The organism is Alistipes ihumii AP11 (assembly GCF_025144665.1).
GTDB classification, from domain to species: domain Bacteria; phylum Bacteroidota; class Bacteroidia; order Bacteroidales; family Rikenellaceae; genus Alistipes_A; species Alistipes_A ihumii.
This window is the reverse complement of record NZ_CP102294.1, coordinates 1,917,205-1,936,214: the sequence shown is the minus strand read 5'-3', so window position 1 is coordinate 1,936,214 and position 19,010 is coordinate 1,917,205. Positions and strand designations below refer to the sequence as shown.

The window sequence follows — 19,010 nt, the reverse complement described above, 5'->3', positions numbered from 1 at the left end:
CCCGCCTGCCGGCATTCCTCTTTTTCATGCGCCATAATCCGCCGTCATTTCCCGGAGCCCTGTTCCCGGCAAAAATGCGGCATGCGGCGGGACCGGATACGGCAAAATCGGGTTCTTTTGCTATATTTGCTTATTCTAATTCTCCGCATTCATGGAAAACCGAATCAAATGCTGGCTGGCCGTCCTGTTGACGTGCTGGGCCATCGCCCTGCCCGCCCGGAGCGACGGCAAGGCTCCCAAGATCAAGAACGGCACGCTCGTGTTCGCCGAGCCCCGCCGCGAGAAAGGACAGACGGACGTGCTGCAGTTGCGCTGCGATCCGATTCCGACCGTGCGCGTGGCATTCGTCGGGCTCGGCATGCGGGGCTCGATGGCCGTCGAGCGCTTCACGCATCTGGAGGGCGTTCAGGTCGTCGCGCTGTGCGACATACGTCCTTGGACCGTCGAGCGGGCGCAACGGATACTGGCCGGAGCCGGATTGCCCGAGGCGGCCGCATACACCGGCGAGCAGGACTGGAAAAAGGTGTGCGAGCGCGACGACGTCGATCTGATATACAACTGTACGCCGTGGGAACTGCACACGCCGATCGCCGTCTATGCGATGGAACGCGGCAAGCATGTCGCGCTCGAGGTTCCGGCAGCCATGACGATCGATGAGTGCTGGCAGCTCGTCGACGCCGCCGAACGCACGCGCCGCCACTGCATGATGCTCGAGAACTGCTGTTACGACTTTTTCGAGATGGCGACGCTGAACATGGCCTCCCGAGGGCTGTTCGGCGAAGTGATGCACGTCGAGGGAGCCTATATCCACGACCTGCGCTCGCTGAATCTGGATACGGCCGACCGCACGGGTTATCAGGGCATGTGGAGACTCGACTACAACACGCGGCACACGGGAAATCCCTATCCGACGCACGGACTCGGCCCCGTCTGCCAGATTCTCGGCATACACCGGGGCGACCGCATGGAGCGCCTCGTTTCGCTGTCGACGGCCCAGCGCGGCCTGACGCTCGCCGCCCGCGAGAAGTTCGGCCCCGACTCTCAGTGGGCGCAGCGCGACTACCGGCTCGGCGACATGAATACGACCTTGATCCGCACCGCCCGGGGCAAGACGATCCTGATCCAGCACGACGTGACGAGTCCCCGGCCGTACAACCGACTGCACACGATCAGCGGCACGAAAGGCTTCGCGCAGAAATATCCCGTCGAAACGATCGCGCTCGATCCGAATGCGCACGCTCCGCTGCCGGAACGGCAACGCGACAGCTTGCTGTCCGTCTACGAGCATCCTATCGCGCGGGAGATCGGCGAAAAGGCGCGGCAGGTGGGCGGCCACGGAGGAATGGACTTCATCATGGACTATAGGCTGATCTACTGCCTGCGCAACGGACTGCCCCTCGACATGGACGTATACGACGCGGCCGAGTGGTCGTCGCTCGTCGAGCTGACCGAAGCATCGGCCGAACACGGCGGGATGCCGGTCCTCGTGCCCGATTTCACCCGGGGCGCATGGGACAAGGTCAAAGGCTTCTCCCACGCGGTAAAATAGACAGGCAGGACAGAAACCGACAGAATGCGAGACGCGCCGAGCGACTCCAACGAACACGAGAGAAACCGAATGCAGACGGAAAGAATCAGAGAAATCATCGGCCGTTTCGATACGGCGGGGACCGTAGCGGATCTGCGGGCCGTAGGAAACGGATGGATCAACGACACCTATCGGGTCATGACGGTCTCGGACGAGACGCCCGATTACATCCTGCAGCGAATCAACCATCACGTTTTTAAAGACGTCGAACTGTTGCAGCGCAACATCGAGCGCGTCACTTCGCATATCCGCCGCAAGCTGGCCACCGCCGGGGCGGACGACCTCGACCGGCGCGTGCTGCGCATCGTACCGGCTCGCGACGGGAGGCTCTACCATTTCGACGGCGAAAATTACTGGAGAATGACGCTGTTCATTGCCGGCTCGGTCACCCACGAGACGATCAGCGCCCCGCTGGCCCTGCTTACCGGCCGGGCATTCGGCGAGTTTCAGGCCATGCTGTCGGACATGGAGGACGGAGCGCTGGGCGAGACGATCCCGAACTTCCACAACATCGAGTTCCGGATCGGGGGCCTGCGCGATGCCGTAGCCCGCGACGAAGCGGGGCGTCTCGGGAAAGTGCGCTGGATGGCGGACGAGCTGCTCGGCCGCAGCGACGAGATGTGTCTCGCCGAACGGCTCCACCGCGAAGGCCGGCTTCCGAAGCGCGTCACGCACTGCGACACGAAGGTCAACAACCTGCTTTTCGACGAGCGGGACCGTCCGCTCTGCGTGATCGACCTCGATACGACGATGCCGGGCTACGTGCTTTCGGACTTCGGGGACTTCATCCGCACAGGCGCTAATACCGGAGCCGAGGACGACCCCGAACTGGATCGGGTCGGCGTCGACATGGAAATTTTCCGCTCCTTCTCGAAGGGTTATCTCGAAAGCGCGGCCTCGTTCCTGACGGACGTCGAACGCGAGACGCTGACCTTCGGAGCGCAGATGCTGACCTACATGCAGACCGTGCGATTCCTGACGGATTATCTGGACGGCGACCGATACTACAAGATCAGACACCCGGACCACAACTGGCAGCGGTCGAAGGCTCAGTTCCGGCTCTTGCAAAGCATCGACGCGCACGAGCGGACCATGCGGGACTTCATCGCCGGGCTATAACCGGACCGGAGAGACGACGAACGAAAGCAGGGGGAAGCCCGAGCATCCGTCTTTCGCATGCCAGGGCCGTCTTTCGCCGGACGGTTCGGAAAAATCGGACCGTATCCCCCGAAGCGGAATTCCATAAAAGAGACCGTTCGCTGCATCCGCCGGACAGCCGGACAGCCGGGCAGGAATCGTCCGGAGTACGGGCATCGTTTCGGGTCAAAACGAAAAGTCTTTCTTTTTCTCTGAAGCGGCCGTGTCGCGCCTTACAATCCACCGCCGGTTCATGCGAACCGTCCCGCAACGCCCCGAGGATGCAACAAGCCGCCATCAGAAGAACCGATAGCGCCCGGAGTCCGGATTCGTGCGGGAAGCTCCGGGAGCGCACGCCGCCCATCGGACGCATCCGACAACATGCCGTCGGTCCCGGATTCGGCACACGTCCCCGGAAGCGAGCCGACGCGAGGGGAAGCGGACTATGACCACAACCACGTCTTCCCCGGTCGGACGATTCGCTTTTTTTCGTAGTTTTGCATCGGATAGATATTCCTTTGCCTCGTCCGACGACCCGTATGGCCCGGGCGAGGAGGAAAGCGTCTCAAAATCCCCGAATATGATTCCGCTCTCGATCGTCATAGCCACTTTCAATCGCTCGGCCTACCTGTTGCGGACGCTCGAAAGTCTCGCCGGGCAGACGCTGCCGGCACAGGAGTTCGAGATTCTCGTCGTGAACAACAACTCGACGGACGACACGCCGGCGGTCTTCGCCGACTTCGCCCGACAGCATCCCGAGCTCAGGCTACGCATGGTCGCCGAGCCCGTCCAAGGCATCTCCTACGCCCGCAACCGGGGAGTCGCCGAGGCAAAGGGAGAGTGCATCGTTTTTATCGACGACGACGAGGAAGCCGTACCGGACTTCGCTAAAAGCTACCGCGACTTTTTCCGGTCCCGACCGGACTGCGACGCGGCCGGCGGGGCGGTCGTCCCGGTGTACGAGGCTCCGCTGCCCCGCTGGTACTCGCACTACATAGAGAAAATGATCACCGGCGCCATGGATATGGGCGACCGCGTCAGACCGTTTCGCGGAAGCCGCTACCCGGGCGTGGGCAACTCGGGTTTCCGGCGAAGGCTGTTCGAACGCTACGGAAACTTCAACACGGCGCTCGGCCGCTCGGGCTCCAATCCGCTCGGCGGCGAGGAAAAGGACTTTTTCATGCGTATGCGCTCGCAGGGCATACGCTATTACTTCGTGCCCGGGGCCGCGATCCGTCATATCACGCCCGCATCGAAGCTGTCGGAAGAGTATTTCGAGCGGCTGACGCGGATGATCGGCGTCAGCGAGCGGATACGAACGCTCGGAGAGGGGAAATCCGCTTTCCGCCGGCGGCTGCTCGCCGAAGCGGTCAAATGGGGAGGCACGCTCGCGCTGGCTACCGGGTATGCGCTGCGGGGACAGGCGATCAAAGGACGCTACCTGATCCGGATGCGGCGAAACATCACGCAGGGACTGTTGCGGGGAATGCCGCCGGCCGAGCGGGACGCATGATCCGGATTGCCGGCCGCACGACCGGGGAGAGAGGAGTGAAAATATCCGAAGCGAGCCGGAGACGGAGACCGACACGGCCGAGTCCCCATGCAAGCGAATCCGGATGATTTCCGTTTCGGACGGTCTTATCTCCCCGCACAAACGTACGAAAAAAGAAAAGAATACATACGAAAACGCACGATGCTCCGCCGATTCTCGGATCCTTTCTCTCACGCGGACGCACGGAACCGGAACGATAGGACGGCCTCCGTGCGATATGTTCCCGATCCAGGAGCCGAAGATTTCGCAATCGGTCGGCACCGAAACAGCGATCCGTTCCGCACGACGCGCCCCGGAAAACGGAACGCACGGGAGCGGAAAAGCGTCCGGAATCTCGGAGCGGGTCGGACGTCCCGCCCGGAATCCGATTGCCAAACAGTCAAACCCATCATGCCATGTCCGACCGAAAACACATACTGATCGTCTCGAACGCCTGCTATCCCGAACTGTCGCCCCGCGCGTTCCGCACGACCGAGCTGGTCCGGGAACTCGTCCGGCGCGGTCACCGGGTGACATTGTTGCTGCCTAACCGCGAGACCTACCGCCGCAATCCGCTGACGGGCGACGGACTACAAATCGTCTACTCGTCCAGCCGGCTCGAACCGGAGAAAGGCACGCCGACGGCACGACGCAACCGGAAAATCCGCAGCCTGCTGCCGAAATTCGCGCAGCGCGCCGTGCTCTATTTCTACTGTCACGAGTTGCGGGCCAAGTACGATCCCGACCTATGCGAGCGTTTGTCGGAACTGAGCGGTCCGTTCGATGCGGTGCTGTCGATCTCCTATCCCGCAGCGGTCCATCTGGCCGTGTCCCGCGCGATGCGGCGCAACGCGGCGCTGCGGTCGGCCGTGACGATCGCCGAGTTCAGCGATCCGCCGTTCCGGGGCGACGTGGCGCGCACCGTGTTTCCCGCCTACTTTCTCTATCTGAAGCGATGGGCGCGGCAATTCGACTATTTCACGATTCCGGTCGAAAAGGCGCTGCCGTGCTATACGCCCTACATCGACCGCGACCGGGTCCGGATCATTCCGCAGGGATTCGACCTGAGCACCGTCCGCAGACTTCCGTATACGCCCCATGCGAAGCCCGTATTCGCCTATGCCGGCCGCTTCTACGAGCGCATCCGCGACCCGAAGTTCTTTTTCGACTTTCTCGCGACGCTCGATACGGATTTCCGGTTCGACCTGTACGTCAACTATCTCGATCCCTGCTTCCGCGAAATGATCCGCGAAGCGCAAGGCCGCGTCACGGGAGAGATCGCGCTGCACGATCCGCTGCCCCGCGAGAAGCTGATCGAGCGATTGTCGCAAGCCGACTTCGTCGTCAATTTCGACAATGCGACCTCGAACGCGACGCCGAGCAAACTGATCGACTACGCGATGAGCGGCCGGCCGATTCTGTCGTTCAACGAGCGGACGTTCGATCCGGAAGGCTTCCGTGCCGCGCTGTCGGGCGACTACTCGGCCCAAGTGAAAGGAATCGATCTGTCGCAATACGACATTCGCCGGATAGCGGACCGGTTCGAAGGACTGATAGACGAAGGGAAAAAGACGGAGTAAAGGTCCGATCCGCTGCCGCGGACCGGCAGCAAAATCGTCCGAAAACGGCAAATGCGGCAGTCCGGGAAAAGGAAGAAAAGGCGGTTCGGTTATCCGCCGGAACCGGACACAGAAACCCTGCCCGGCACAGAAACTTCGGAAGATCGCGGAATCCCCGGAACGGAATACATGGTTTCGGAAACAGCACCGAACGGTCCTCTCGGCCGCGGACCGCAACACGCCGCTTCGTCACGGACGGACGAATATCCTCACCGCATACGGTCGTATCCGACGGCAGCGCAGAAAACGGGAAAGCCATGCAGTCCCCCTCAGACCCGTCCGACATCTTCCCGACATCTCCGAATCACGGAGACCCTACGCCCCCGGACCGGCATTTTCCGCTCCGTCCGATTCAGAAGCTACGACCGGCCGCCGTCCCTTTTTCTCGGAAATTTCCGCAGGACAAACCTTTCGCCCGCTTCCGGACTAACGGTCCGAAAATACGGGATTGATCGATCGGGGCAGCGCGTTTCGGCCAAGTCGCATCGTATGCAGGTCCCGTCGCCAGGCTCCGGGACGAAAGCCGAGCCCATCTGCATGCGCGCGGCCGTCGCCTTTCACTGTACGAGCAGATTGCATCCCCGTATTTCGCTGCCGGTGATACGGCCCTCGATTCGGAACGTCCCGTCGTCGTATGCCTTACCGAAATCCTGCGTCTGCAGGAAACTGCACGAGTAAACGTTGGCCAGATCAATCACGTTGATTCCACCGCTGCGACCGCTGCCGGCCCATGCGAACGGATCGTTCAGGTCGCGGGTCAGAACGCGCATCCAAGGCGGCGTCCGGAACAGCCCGTCGCCTTGAGAATAAGCCTGCGACATCAGCTCGGCCATTCCGTACTCCGAATGGATGCTCGGCACCGAAAACGCCGCACAGAGCATCCTGTGGAACTCCTCGCGGGGCATTTCGCGCCGGCGCCCCTTCATGCCGCCGGTCTCCATGACGATCGTTCCGGGCAGCGGACCGGGCTTCCGGTCGGCCAAATCCCACAGCGCATAGCTGACGCCGAGCAGGATTTTCGGTCCCCGGTGCGCATGCAGGTCGCGCAACAGCGCATCGTGGTCGTGCAGATAGAATCCGCCTCCGCCCTGCCGGATCAGCCGGTCGGCCATATAGATCAGCGACGAACCTTCGCGCTCCAGATAACTCGGCAACAGAGCGAATATCGCCATACGGTCGACCGGTCCGTAAAAGCGCTCGAAAGCGAGCGTGAAGGCCCGCTCGTATATGCTCAGATCGGCCACATAGTGCTTGGCGGGCGTCTGCCCGGTCGTGCTGCTGCTCGTAAACACCTGCTGGGGCTCGCTATCGGAACAGTAGACCCGCCGGGTTTTGAACAGCTCGATCGGGAGGAACGGAATCTCACGCGTCGTCTCGACCCGCTCGGGACGAATCCCGATCAGCCGGAGATACTCCCGGTACGGTTCGCAGCGCTCGGCCTGAAAACGGAACACGTCGAGCGCCGCACGTTCGAACGCGGAGTCGTCTCCTATGCGAAAAAGGGCTTGCAGATCGATCACAACTCCCCCGATTACAGCCCCAGCAGATAGCGCTCGCAGTCGAGCGCGGCCATACAACCCGACCCGGCCGCCGTAATCGCCTGCCGGTAGTGCGGGTCCTGCACGTCGCCGGCGGCGAATACTCCCGGCACGCTCGTGCGGCTCGTGCCGGGCTCGGTCCGTATGTAGCCCTCCGCGTCCAACTCCAGCGCGCCTTTGAAAACAGCCGTGTTCGGCGTGTGCCCGATCGCCAGAAAGAATCCGGTCGCATCGATCACCAGCTCCTCGCCGCCGCTGTGGCGGACAAGCGCGCCGGTCACCCCGTTCTGGTCGCCGAGCACCTGGACGGTATTGTACCCGAACTTGATCTCGATGTTGGGCGTTTCCATCACCCGCCGTTGCATGGCTTTCGACGCACGCAGATGATCTTTCCGGACCACCATGTAAACCTTGTTGCATATGGAGGCCAGATAAGTGGCTTCCTCGCAGGCCGAGTCGCCGCCGCCGACGACGATCACGTCCTGATTCCGATAGAAAAAGCCGTCGCAGGTCGCGCAGGCCGAAACGCCCTGTCCCTTGAACAGGGTTTCGGACTCGAGGCCGAGGTACTTGGCCTGAGCCCCCGTGGCGATAATCACGGCGTCGGTCTCGACGATTTTCCGTCCGTCGATCGTCACCTTGCGGGGGCTCGACGAGAAATCGACGCCCGTCGCTATGCCGAAACGGATGTCCACCCCGAGTTGCTGCGCCTGCTTCTTCATGGCTTCCATCAACTCGGCCCCCAGTATTCCGTCGGGAAACCCCGGAAAATTCTCGATCTTGGTCGTCGTGGTCAGCTGACCGCCGGGTTCCATACCCTCGTAAAGCACCGGAGCGAGATTCGCCCGGGCGGCGTATATGGCCGCCGTATAGCCCGCCGGACCGCTTCCGACGATCAGGCAGCGCGTTCTTTCAGTATCCATGGCGTATTGCGTTTTCGTTTCGTTTACGTTTCAGAATAAATCGATTACAAAGATAAGTTTTATTTCACAAATATTTTTCGCGCACGGCCCCTCCGGAAATCTTCCCGGCCTACGAGCGGCCGAGAAGAGCCGGTCGTGCGGTTTTGTCGCGAAAAATCCCTATTTTTATCGCCGGTTAACCCTGAACCCATGACCAGACTTCCGCTGCGAGCCATATCCGTTCTTCTTTTGTCGGCCCTCATGCTGCCGGGCTGCTCATCCGTCAAACCGATGCTCTCGGGCAGCGAGCGTAAAAAGCGGAAAGTTACGAAGGAAACGCCCGCGCGTATCGAAAGCCATGCGCCCGAAAGCTGTCCCGATGAGTCGCAGCCGATCGGCGACATAGACGAGCTCGGCGAAAAGCATGCCGACGCCGCGCCGGTCCTGCTCCCGGTGTTTCCGGACAAAAACCGTCCCGAAATGACTTTCGGCGACCTCGAAAGCGCCAACGTGCGCATTCCGCTGAAATACAACAATCCGTTCCCCTCGTCGGGCGAGCTGGTCCTGCCGCTCGGCGAGCACGAGAACGAGTTCTGCTACCCGTATCCGGGCAAGCTCATCTCGCCTTTCGGGTATCGGGGAAGCCGCATGCACACCGGCATCGACATCAAGGCGGTGCCGAACGATACGGTCCGGGCCGCGCTTCCGGGCGTCGTCCGGATGTCGAAATACTACAGCGGCTACGGCAATCTGGTCCTGATCCGCCACTACAACGGCATCGAGACCGTGTACGCCCACAACTCGAAAAACCTCGTGCGGGTCAACGACGCGGTCGAGGCGGGCGATCCGATCGCTTTGGCCGGCCGGACCGGCCGGGCGACGACCGAGCATGTCCATTTCGAGGTCCGCATAGCGAGCGAGCCGTTCAACCCGACGCTGTTCGTCGATCCCGACAACCGCAGCCTGCGTCTCGACCGGACGATCTATTGCTACAACCGGGGCGGCAAAATCCGGATCTCGACGGAGCGGGCGACCGGCTTCCTGCCCGGCGAAGAAAACAGCGACGACACGCCGAAAGTTTCCGCGAACGCTTCGTCCGACGCATCTTCCCGTCAATACTACTACGTGAAAAAGGGCGACACGCTTTCCAAGATCGCCCGCCAGCATTCGACCACCGTATCGAAGTTGTGCGCCCTGAACGGCATCAAGCCGACGAAAATACTGCAAATCAAGGAAAAACTGCGCGTCCGATAAAACAGCGGCTACGATCCTGCCGGCGTTCCGCACGCGATCCGGTCAGAGCGTACTCGCGGACCGGCGGGGAGTATTCCGGCATACTGCGTTGCCCAGGTCGCGTCGTACCGTCCTACGCGTCGGTTTGGCCGCGACGGTCCGCACGGCTTCTCACAGTTTTTCAATGGAATAAACTTATAAATAACCGGTCCGGCCTCCCGAAGCGAGGCCGAGAACCTCGCAGACGATCGCATCCCGCTCCCGCCCGGTCCGACAAACGGACCGCCCTCTCCGGAGCGCTCAAACCGGAACATCGCGGAAACCGGACCTATCCGCAGAAAAACGAACGCACGAACGCCATGCCTCACGTTCCGGACAACGGCCTGTATCCGCTACCGGTCCGTACATCCCCGGAACGAGAAGTATTTCTGCATCACATAGCTGTACACGATCGTAACGGCCGTCGTGACTGCTTTCGACGGTGTCGGATAGAAGCCGCAGACCTCGACGAACAGCTTCAGGCAGGCATAATTGAGCAGGATCGAGCCGCACACGCTGAGCAGATAGCGAAACAGTTGCACCCGACCGCGCAGAGGCGAGCTGTGGAACGCGATGTGGCGGTTCATCCAGAATCCGGTCAGGAACGTGATCGGAAAAACGATCAGGAAAGCCGCAATATAGGGCGAAATCGCCACGATACCGTCGATATGGACGACTCTCTTATCGAGCACGAAGTTGTACAGCAAGAAGTACAGCGACAGGTCGAGAGCCATGTTCAGGCCTCCGCAGGCGGCGTAGCGGAACGTTTGCGGGGGAACGATCCGGCGCAGCGGCTTGACATAGAGCAGATCGATCAGTCGGGTCAGCGTTCGGGTCAGCGTTCGGGTCAGCGTCATTTTTTCTGCATGCTTTTTTGTTTTTCCTGCAGCGCGTACATCTGGTCGCGGTAGGCGGCCGCGGCCGTGAAGTCCAGTTCCCGGGCCGCGCTCTCCATCGCCGCGCGGGCGATCTTGATCGCCGACTCGATGTCGCGGTCGGTCATATAGGCAGCCACCGGGTCGGCCGCGCAGCCGGTCTTCGCGCCGGGCAGATCGTAGCGCGCGGAACCGTGCCGCAATTCGTCGCCCGAGAGGATCGCCCGGCCGCTCTTGATCGCCTGACGCGGTACGATGCCGTGCAGGTTGTTGTATCGGATCTGCTTCTCGCGCCGGCGGTTCGCATCCTGAATCGCCAGCCGCATCGAATCGGTGATCCGGTCGGCGTACATGATCACGCGGCCGCCGACGTTGCGCGCGGCCCGGCCGGCCGTCTGGGTCAGCGAGCGGGCGCTGCGCAGAAAGCCTTCCTTGTCGGCATCCATGATCGCCACGAGCGACACCTCGGGCAGGTCGAGTCCCTCGCGCAGCAGATTCACGCCGATCAGCACGTCGAACAGTCCGCCGCGCAGGTCGTCGAGTATCTGCACCCGCTCGAGCGTGTCGACATCCGAGTGGATGTAGCGGCAGCGGATGCCCATCCGGTCGAAGTACTTATACAGTTCCTCGGCCATACGCTTGGTGAGCGTCGTGACGAGCACGCGCTCGTCGGCCTCGGCCCGGACCTCGATCTCCTCGACCAGGTCGTCGATCTGGTTCAGCGTCGGCCGTACCTCGATCGGCGGGTCGACCAGCCCCGTCGGCCGGATGAACTGCTCGACGACGGAACCCTCCGACTTGATCAGCTCGTAGTCGGCCGGCGTCGCGCTGACATAGATCACCTCGTTTTCGAGCGATTCGAATTCGTTGAATTTCAGCGGCCTGTTGTCGATGGCAGCCGGCAGCCGATAACCGTAATCGACCAGATTGTGCTTGCGCGAGCTGTCGCCGCCGAACATGCCCCGGATTTGCGGAATCGTCACATGGCTCTCGTCGACGATCAGCAGATAGTCCTTCGGGAAATAGTCGATCAGGCAGAACGGCCGGCTGCCGGGCGCGCGGCCGTCGAAATAGCGCGAATAGTTTTCGATGCCGGGGCAGTAGCCCAACTCCTTGATCATTTCCAGATCGTACTCGACGCGCTGCTTCAGCCGCCGCGCCTCGGTCGGCTTGCCGAGCGACTCGAAATACTCGATCTGGGTGCCCAGATCGAGCTGAATCTGCCGGATCGCCTGCTCCGTGCGCTCGCGCGTCGTGACGAACAGGTTGGCCGGATAGACGATCACGCGATCGAGCTCCTCGAGGCGCTGGCCCGTATGCGGGTCGATCGAGCAGATCATTTCGATTTCGTTGTCGAAGAAAATCACCCGGTAGCACTTGTCCCCGTAGGCGACGTAGATGTCTACCGTATCGCCGTTCACGCGGAACGTACCGGGCTTGAAATCGGCCTCGCTGCGCGTGTAGAGCGCGTCCACGAGGCCGTACAACAGCTTGTTGCGGCTGATCACGTCTCCCAGCCGGAGTTCGACGGACGTGGCGTGGAAATCCTCGGGGTTCCCGATACCGTAGATGCACGATACGCTCGACACGACGATGATATCGTTGCGCCCGCTGAGCAGAGCCGAGCTCGTGCTGAGGCGCATTTTTTCGATTTCGTCGTTGATCGACAGGTCTTTCTCGATAAACGTATCGGTCGACGGAATATAGGCCTCGGGCTGGTAATAGTCGTAGTAGGAGACGAAATACTCGACGGCGTTCTCGGGGAAGAAATTCTTGAATTCGCCGTACAGTTGGGCCGCCAGCGTCTTGTTGTGGCTCATGATCAGCGTCGGTTTGTTCAGCGCCGCGATCACGTTGGCCATCGTGAACGTCTTGCCCGAACCGGTGACCCCGAGCAGCGTGTTGTGCTTGCAGCCGCTGCGCAGCGCGTCGACGAGCTGCGCGATCGCCTCGGGCTGGTCGCCGGTCGGCTTGTACTCCGAAACCAGTTTGAAATCCATGTCGCAAAGTTAGAAATTTACGTTATTAATAGGAAGGGACGCCGAAAACGAATAATTCCTCGTATTTTTGTGCAAATTTTTTGCCCCGATGAACCTGCTCGCCATACTGTTGCTCGGGATAGCCCTGAGCCTTGATACGTTCGCCGTTTCGCTGACGCTGGGGCTGCTGGCCGACCGCACGACGCACAGACAGAAGGTGCGCTTTCTGGTCGTGATCGGCCTTTTTCACTTCCTGATGATCGTGATCGGCTGGTTCATGGGCGAGACGGTCAGCCGGCTGATCGCCGACTACGACCACTGGATCGCGTTCGGGTTGCTGCTGTTCATCGGGGGCAAGATGATTCAGGAAGGGTTGTCGGCACGAGGCGACTCCGTGTCGGGCAGCGACCTGCTCTCGCTGCGCAATACGCTGCTGCTGGGCATCGCGCTGAGTATCGACGCGCTGATCACGGGCTTCACGATCGGGCTGGTTCAGGTCCGGCTGTTCGCCGGCTGCCAGCTCGGAAACGTACTGGCCGCGGCGCTGATCATCGGCCTGTCGGCGCTCGTTATCTCGGCGGCGGGAATCGGCATCGGACGCAAGGCTTCGTCCCGGCTCGGCGCAAAGGCCGAGGTGTTCGGCGGCCTGATTCTGATCGCAATAGGAACCCGCATCCTGCTCGAGCATCTCGGCGTGATCGGGTAGCCGCCGCTTTCACAGCCGCCTCCGCAACCTCGGTAATAAGCCCCCCGGCGAAAATTCCGCCGAATGCCGGCCGGTCCGGAAAACCGCCGTTTTTTTCACACTGGTCCTGAACAGGATAAAGGGAAGCCCGGCATCCGGCCGACGGGCGGCGCAGACCGGACGCATTAAGCGGCCGAAAAAAATCGTATCTTTGATACCGCTTATTCCCTGAACAGAAATGATCGACAAAGCGACCGTAGACCGCATCTATTCGGCAGCCGACATCGTCGAGGTGATCGGCGACTTCGTCACGCTGAAGAAAAAGGGGGTCAACTATCAGGCATGCTGCCCGTTCCACAACGAGAAGACCCCCTCGTTCGTCGTGTCGCCGTCGAAAGGACTGTTCAAGTGTTTCGGCTGCGGCAAGGGCGGCAACGCCGTCACGTTCGTGATGGAGCACGAGAACATGACCTACCCCGAGGCGCTGAAGTACGTCGCGAAGAAATACGGCATCGAAGTGGCCGAGCGCGAGCAAACGCCCGAAGAGCAGCGCCGGAACGACGACCGCGAGAGCATGATGGTCGTTTCGAGCTACGCGGCCGACTACTTCGTCCGCTCGCTGCACGACACGCCGGAGGGCCGCAGCGTCGGGATCGCCTATTTCCGCGAGCGCGGATTCTCGGACGCGACGATCCGCAAGTTCGGACTCGGCTACTGCCCGGCCGCGGGCGACGCGTTCACTCGGCAGGCGCTCGCCGACGGCTACAAAGAGCAGTTCCTCGTCGGCACCGGCCTGACGATCAAGCGCGAGACGGGCGGCTATTACGACCGCTTCTGCGGCCGCGTGATGTTCCCGATCCACAGCATCGGCGGCCGCGTGACCGCCTTCGGCGGTCGGACGATGCGCACCGACAAGAAAGTCGCCAAGTACCTCAACTCGCCCGAGTCGGAGATCTACCACAAGAGCGACGTCCTCTACGGACTCTATCACGCCAAGCGGGCCATCGTGCAGCAGGACTGCTGCATTCTGGTCGAGGGATATACCGACGTGATCCAGATGCACCAGTCGGGCGTCGAGAACGTCGTCGCGTCCTCGGGCACGTCGCTGACCGAAGGGCAGATCCGGCTGATCGGCCGCTTCACGCGGAACGTGACGGTGATCTACGACGGCGACAGCGCCGGCATCAAGGCGTCGCTGCGCGGGATCGACATGCTGCTGCGCGAGGGACTGAACGTCCGCGTCGTGCTGCTGCCCGACGGGGACGACCCCGATTCGTTCGCGCGCAAGCGCAATGCGACGGAGCTGCAGGAATTCATTCTGAAGCACGAAGAGGACTTCATCTCGTTCAAAACGAGACTGCTGATGTCCGATGCGGGCAACGACCCGCTGCGCAAGGCAGCGCTCGTGACCGACATCGTGCAGAGCATTTCGGTGATTCCCGACGCGATCACGCGCTCGGTCTACACGCGCGAGTGCTCGCGCCAGATGGAGATCGACGAGCAGGTGCTGCTGCGCGAGATCGCGCTTCGCAGGCTCGAGCGTTCGGCCGGAGGCGAGGCAAAGGAGTTCGTCCGCCGTCAGGAGCTGATCCGTCGCCGCAGCGAAGGGCCCGATTCCCTGCCGACTACGGTCGAGGCCGGCAGCGGCATCGACGAACTGGAGCGCGAGCTGGTAAAATACCTGGTCAAGTACGGCGAACAGAACTTCGAGTATGTCGAAGGCAAGCAGGTCGTCGAACTGAACGTAGCCGAAGTCATCATCGCCGACCTGGACAAGAACGGCATCCGGATGAAAAACCCGGCCTACCGCAAGATATACGACGAATACAAACGGATGCGCGCGACGGGCGAGCCGGTCGAAACGCACGCCCTGATCAACCATACCGATCCCGACGTATGCTCCGCAGTGGTCGACTTGCTGACAGGCGACGACAACTATGCGGTCAGCCGGTTGTGGCAAAAATTCGACATCGTCGTCGAGAGCGAGCAGCAGCGACTGCCGGTGGCCGTTCCGCGCGCCGTCATTCTGTACAAGTCGAAGGTGATCGACGAAATCATCGCGGAGCTTCGCGCGAAGCTGGCCGATCCGTCGCTGCCCGAAGACGAACTGGCCGCGCTGACGCATCAGATCGCCGTACTGAATCAGGAACGCACGCTGATCGCCAAACGGCTTTCGAGGCTGATCGTCTGAAATGATCGTCCGAAAGAAGCCTCCGCATGCCCCGGCGCACGGACCTTGTCACGGATGCGTTTCTCCGGCGCACGGCAAAGACTTTATGGTCTCGAGACCGGACGAACGCGATCCGGACGGCCGGACCGATCGCCTCTCTGCCTTTCCGTCCGTAGCGGACAGATACCGGGACCATGCTCTTTCTCTGTCTCCTCCGGTCGGGACGCCCGCCCGGGAGAGCGCAATTCCGATTTCAAAACCCGAACGACAGGGAAAGAAAGGGCAATCCCATGAGTCTGTTTTTTACGATTCCGCTCCGTCGGAGCGATCTCCGGCAAAAGGTATTTTAAAAATTTTCGGACAGCCATCCCGGCTCTCTCGTGACTGTCAGCGACAGCCGCCCGAAAGGCTTCGCTTCCGCCGTTCCCGTAACACGCAAGACTACTGCTTGGACGCTTTCGGAACGATCAACGGCACGAAAGCCTCGGCGAGGATTTCGCCCTGCGGTGCCAGATCGGGCTCGTCGCAGCGGGATACGGTGACTTTTATCCGGTATTTTCCCGGCTTCACGCCGTCGAGCGGCACGCGGACGGTCGCCGTTTCCCGAGGGGGAATGTCGGCCGAACAGATTCCCTCGGCGACGACACGCTTCGCTCCGGCCACGATCTGGTAGCCGACCCGGAAATTTTTCAGGTTGGCGACCCGGAATCCGTTATGGATCGTCACATCCCCCGGCGCCGAACCCGGCGCGATCGACGTGGCGTTTTCCGGCGCCGTGCGGCCCTCGTGGCTCCCGAGACTCGCGAACGTCAGCGAAAAGCGTCGGTCCGACGCATTGCGCCCGTCGGGCCGTCCGACCACGAAGTCGGTGTTCCACTCGGCCCCGGCGCCCTCGTAGATCACCGGACGGTCCTTCTCGGCCGCCTTGAGCTTCAGGTAGGCCTCGTAAGCCGCATAGCCCTGTCCTCCCTGTTTCCCGAGCGAGAACATGACGACCGAAGGGTGATTCTGCGACGTGCGGTACATATTCATCACCCGGTCCGTATAAGCCCTCTCCCACGCAGGATCGTTGGCGGGCGAACCGCCTTTCTCGAGAGAAAAGCCGCTCAGGTGCGAATCGATATTGGCACGGTCGCAGACGTAGATCCCGTAACTGTCGGCCAATTCGTAAAAACGGTCGCTTTGCGGATAGAGCGCAACACGCACGCAGTTGATCCCCTGTTGCCGGAAGCGAACGAAATCGCGCCTGATCGCCTGTTCGTCGGACGGACACTCGTAGTCGACCGCGCGCAATTCGACCGGACGGCCGTTGATCCGAAGGCCGGTGCTGTCGAAAGACACGTCCCGGAATCCGACCCGCACTTTCGTATATTCGGTGAACCTCCCCTCGTGCTGCAACTTCAGCGCGACGGTATACAGCTTCGGACTTTCGTGGCTCCACGATCGGATGCCGGGCAGATTCGCGAAAAAGCGGACCGTGTCCTCGGCCCTCAGCTCGAACCGCGCGTCGCGCTTTCCGTGCGAGACGACCGTGCTGTCGGGAGCGATCAGCTCGTAATAGACGGTGACCCGCTTCGGATTCAGCAGATGCGATTTGACGACCGCCCCGAAGCTGAACAGACCGTTTCCGTCCGGCGCCCAGCGGGTATCGACGACCCAGTCGCGGATGCGAACTTTGGGCTGAGCCATCACAGTGACGCTGCCTGCGATCCGGGTACCCTGCTCGGAATTCTGGTTCTCGAGCGCCGTCGAAACGGGATTCGCATATGCCACGACGCAGAGCGTATTGCGTCCGTCGACGCAATACCGCGTCACGTCGAAATAGGCGGGCGTTTTCGAATCGGCGAAATAGCCGGCCGGCCGGCCGTTCACATAAACGTAGTAGGCGCGGCTCACGGCGTCGAGCCGAACGAACACCTCCCGGTCGATCCATTTGAACGGCAGCTTGAAGTCGGTGCGGTAGACCGCCGCCCAGGCCCCGTTGCTCCGTTGCTCGGGCACGCGTGTGACAGCCCATTGCGACACGTCGACCGAGGGCATCGCAACGGTCGAATCCAGCTCGACGGGCGACGCGTAAGTCTTGACTTTCCACTCCCCGTCGAGCTGCTGTATGTAAAGCGAGTGCGCATCGTCCTCGCGCAAGGCCAGCTCGCGGCTGTCGTAGCTGCGCAGCCGGCTGCCCGGCATTTCCCGTTGCCGGGCGGTTTGCGATGGATCTTGCAGTTCCGACTGCGCGGGCGCGGTCGTCGGCCTCAGACAGGCAATCCCTATCAGGGCGATCAAAACGTATCTTTTCATAAAGCCGTCGTTTTGGATTCCGGCCGGCGACTGCGTGCGCCGGTCGACGCAAAGATAAAAAAATCGCCGCGGCTTCCGATGCCTGCGGCCGTTTTTGATCGAAGACCCGATCTGCGCGGACGGGAAATCCGCCGTACGTTTCCGGGAAAACGAAAGAAGCATACGCCGCCGCCGAGCTTGCACGCAGCAGACAGTCAGCGACACCCCAAAAAATCCGGCGCTCGACCGAGGAAACGGCATCCGAGGCTAAAACCCGCGCTCAGGTCCGAGACAAGCCGGCGACTTGCGCATACGGTACCGGGCGAAACTACGGGCAGGCTCCGCAAGCCGGCCCTACCATTGCAACAAATCGGCCAGCGAGTTCCGCAGCAGCAGGAATCCCCACAGCAGAATGCCGATCACTCCGATTACAACGATGACCGGCGAGTCGGCCGCCTCCGGCTGGTCGTCGTCCCTCGTGACGGCCGCAACGGCCCCGACCGGCTCAGATTGCGGAAACAGCTCCCGTCCGAGGTTCGGCCGCTCTGTCACGCCGGAAATCGAGGCCGAAACGGATTTCGGGCCGGCCTCGGCAGCGACCGGCTCCTGCATCGGAGCTGCGTGAACGGCATCCGGAACCGTTCCCGGCCGTTTCCGGCCGTCCGGATCGGGCGAAGAGCCGCCCGGAGATACCGAAACCTTGCCCGTAAGCACAGCACCCTCCTCGATACTCAGCGCGCCGGCGACAATGTCGCCCCGGATATCGGCCTCGCGCAACAGGGCCAGCGTCCCGTGCACCGTAATGTTTCCTTCGACCTTGTTGTCGATCTGAGCCCGCTGCGCCGTGAGATTGCCGACCACCGAACTGCGCTCGACCTTCAAGGTCTCCGAGCAGACGACATTCCCTTCGATCCGGCCGCCGACGATGCGGACGTTCCGGCCCTCGATGTCGCCCTGAACGGAACCGCTCAGCTCGATGTCTCCCCGGCATACGATGTTCCCGTGAACTATGCCCCGAATCACGATATCCGTGTCCGACGACACGTCGCCATCGATCCGCAGGCCTTCTCCGAAAACGTTCCGCTCTTTATCCTGGGGGTTTTCGCCGGAGGAAAGCGTCGGCCGGCTCGCGGAAGAAGGCGTGACCGCCGTCTCCTCTCGGACCGGCGCCGCATCGCGGAAAATCTCGTCGCGACGGGCAAACAGATTGAACGAATTCATCAGGTTCCGCAGCTTTCCGAAAGCCTTTCCGCTTTCCGGAAACGGCAACTCTGCGCATCCTCGCGTTCCGATCCAGCTTATTTCCCTATCCATAATTCTCTCGTGTTTTCTCGCATCCGTCCCGCAATCGGGCCAAATCCATCTTCCGATCGGTCGGATTCATACGGCAAAAGTAATCATTCGCGCACAAAAATCAAACGTTACGATGGCAGAATC

13 protein-coding genes are annotated in these 19,010 nt (G+C 61.5%); 7 read left to right on the top strand and 6 right to left on the bottom strand.

The genetic code is table 11. From position 1 onward, the window contains the following. The first annotated feature begins 151 nt into the window (after nucleotides 1–151). From NQ491_RS07845 to NQ491_RS07830, 4 genes are all read left to right on the top strand, one after another. On the top strand, nucleotides 152–1,549 hold the full coding sequence (locus NQ491_RS07845) for a Gfo/Idh/MocA family protein (protein ID WP_019246732.1): 1,398 nt from the start codon (nucleotides 152–154) through the stop codon (nucleotides 1,547–1,549). A gap of 69 nt (nucleotides 1,550–1,618) precedes the next feature. Beyond that, complete coding sequence (locus NQ491_RS07840) at nucleotides 1,619–2,707, top strand: phosphotransferase enzyme family protein (protein ID WP_019246733.1); 1,089 nt, start codon at nucleotides 1,619–1,621, stop codon at nucleotides 2,705–2,707. A 598-nt stretch (nucleotides 2,708–3,305) separates the two neighbouring features. After that, the gene (locus tag NQ491_RS07835; RefSeq protein ID WP_019246735.1) at nucleotides 3,306–4,238 is read left to right on the top strand and encodes a glycosyltransferase family 2 protein; all 933 of its coding nucleotides are present in this window, start codon (nucleotides 3,306–3,308) and stop codon (nucleotides 4,236–4,238) included. Between the two features lie 434 nt (nucleotides 4,239–4,672). Continuing rightward, entirely contained in the window at nucleotides 4,673–5,836 is a 1,164-nt protein-coding gene (locus NQ491_RS07830; protein WP_019246736.1) for a glycosyltransferase family protein, read from the top strand. Between the two features lie 596 nt (nucleotides 5,837–6,432). Here the strand turns inward: NQ491_RS07830 and NQ491_RS07825 are convergent. Both NQ491_RS07825 and trxB read right to left on the bottom strand, forming a co-directional pair. Beyond that, nucleotides 6,433–7,395, bottom strand: coding sequence for a long-chain-fatty-acid--protein ligase (locus tag NQ491_RS07825; RefSeq protein ID WP_019246737.1), 963 nt, complete (start codon nucleotides 7,393–7,395; stop codon nucleotides 6,433–6,435). A gap of 11 nt (nucleotides 7,396–7,406) precedes the next feature. After that, nucleotides 7,407–8,336, bottom strand: coding sequence for a thioredoxin-disulfide reductase (trxB, locus tag NQ491_RS07820; RefSeq protein WP_019246738.1), 930 nt, complete (start codon nucleotides 8,334–8,336; stop codon nucleotides 7,407–7,409). Nucleotides 8,337–8,525: 189 nt separating this feature from the next. Here trxB and NQ491_RS07815 point away from each other — a divergent pair, with 189 nt between their 5' ends. Then, complete coding sequence (locus tag NQ491_RS07815; protein ID WP_157365679.1) at nucleotides 8,526–9,569, top strand: M23 family metallopeptidase; 1,044 nt, start codon at nucleotides 8,526–8,528, stop codon at nucleotides 9,567–9,569. 371 nt (nucleotides 9,570–9,940) lie between these two features. Here the strand turns inward: NQ491_RS07815 and NQ491_RS07810 are convergent, their stop codons facing one another. Further along, entirely contained in the window at nucleotides 9,941–10,444 is a 504-nt protein-coding gene (locus NQ491_RS07810; protein WP_019246740.1) for a GtrA family protein, read from the bottom strand. Continuing rightward, on the bottom strand, nucleotides 10,441–12,462 hold the full coding sequence (gene uvrB, locus NQ491_RS07805) for an excinuclease ABC subunit UvrB (protein WP_019246741.1): 2,022 nt from the start codon (nucleotides 12,460–12,462) through the stop codon (nucleotides 10,441–10,443). Before uvrB ends, NQ491_RS07810 begins: the two co-directional genes overlap by 4 nt. A 67-nt stretch (nucleotides 12,463–12,529) precedes the next feature. Between uvrB and NQ491_RS07800 the strand changes: the two genes are divergently transcribed. Then, nucleotides 12,530–13,147 (top strand): manganese efflux pump MntP, encoded by a 618-nt coding sequence (locus NQ491_RS07800; RefSeq protein WP_019246742.1) that lies wholly within the window; start codon nucleotides 12,530–12,532, stop codon nucleotides 13,145–13,147. Nucleotides 13,148–13,364: 217 nt separating this feature from the next. Continuing rightward, nucleotides 13,365–15,317: a DNA primase gene (dnaG, locus tag NQ491_RS07795; protein ID WP_019246743.1), complete on the top strand. Its 1,953-nt coding sequence runs from the start codon at nucleotides 13,365–13,367 to the stop codon at nucleotides 15,315–15,317. A gap of 420 nt (nucleotides 15,318–15,737) precedes the next feature. Here the strand turns inward: dnaG and NQ491_RS07790 are convergent, their stop codons facing one another. After that, on the bottom strand, nucleotides 15,738–17,594 hold the full coding sequence (locus NQ491_RS07790; protein WP_034283421.1) for a glycoside hydrolase family 2 protein: 1,857 nt from the start codon (nucleotides 17,592–17,594) through the stop codon (nucleotides 15,738–15,740). A 333-nt stretch (nucleotides 17,595–17,927) separates the two neighbouring features. Beyond that, nucleotides 17,928–18,887, bottom strand: coding sequence for a bactofilin family protein (locus NQ491_RS07785; protein ID WP_081587442.1), 960 nt, complete (start codon nucleotides 18,885–18,887; stop codon nucleotides 17,928–17,930). Nucleotides 18,888–19,010: the final 123 nt, after the last annotated feature.

Excerpts from the sequence above, each read along its gene's own strand:
- NQ491_RS07845 (WP_019246732.1), top strand. The coding sequence starts at position 152 with ATGGAAAACCGAATCAAATGCTGGCTGGCCGTCCTGTTGACGTGCTGG.
- NQ491_RS07790 (WP_034283421.1), bottom strand. The coding sequence starts at position 17,594 with ATGAAAAGATACGTTTTGATCGCCCTGATAGGGATTGCCTGTCTGAGG.
- uvrB (WP_019246741.1), bottom strand. The coding sequence starts at position 12,462 with ATGGATTTCAAACTGGTTTCGGAGTACAAGCCGACCGGCGACCAGCCC.
- NQ491_RS07815 (WP_157365679.1), top strand. The coding sequence starts at position 8,526 with ATGACCAGACTTCCGCTGCGAGCCATATCCGTTCTTCTTTTGTCGGCC.
- NQ491_RS07840 (WP_019246733.1), top strand. The coding sequence starts at position 1,619 with ATGCAGACGGAAAGAATCAGAGAAATCATCGGCCGTTTCGATACGGCG.
- NQ491_RS07830 (WP_019246736.1), top strand. The coding sequence starts at position 4,673 with ATGTCCGACCGAAAACACATACTGATCGTCTCGAACGCCTGCTATCCC.
- trxB (WP_019246738.1), bottom strand. The coding sequence starts at position 8,336 with ATGGATACTGAAAGAACGCGCTGCCTGATCGTCGGAAGCGGTCCGGCG.
- NQ491_RS07835 (WP_019246735.1), top strand. The coding sequence starts at position 3,306 with ATGATTCCGCTCTCGATCGTCATAGCCACTTTCAATCGCTCGGCCTAC.
- dnaG (WP_019246743.1), top strand. The coding sequence starts at position 13,365 with ATGATCGACAAAGCGACCGTAGACCGCATCTATTCGGCAGCCGACATC.
- NQ491_RS07785 (WP_081587442.1), bottom strand. The coding sequence starts at position 18,887 with ATGGATAGGGAAATAAGCTGGATCGGAACGCGAGGATGCGCAGAGTTG.
- NQ491_RS07810 (WP_019246740.1), bottom strand. The coding sequence starts at position 10,444 with ATGACGCTGACCCGAACGCTGACCCGAACGCTGACCCGACTGATCGAT.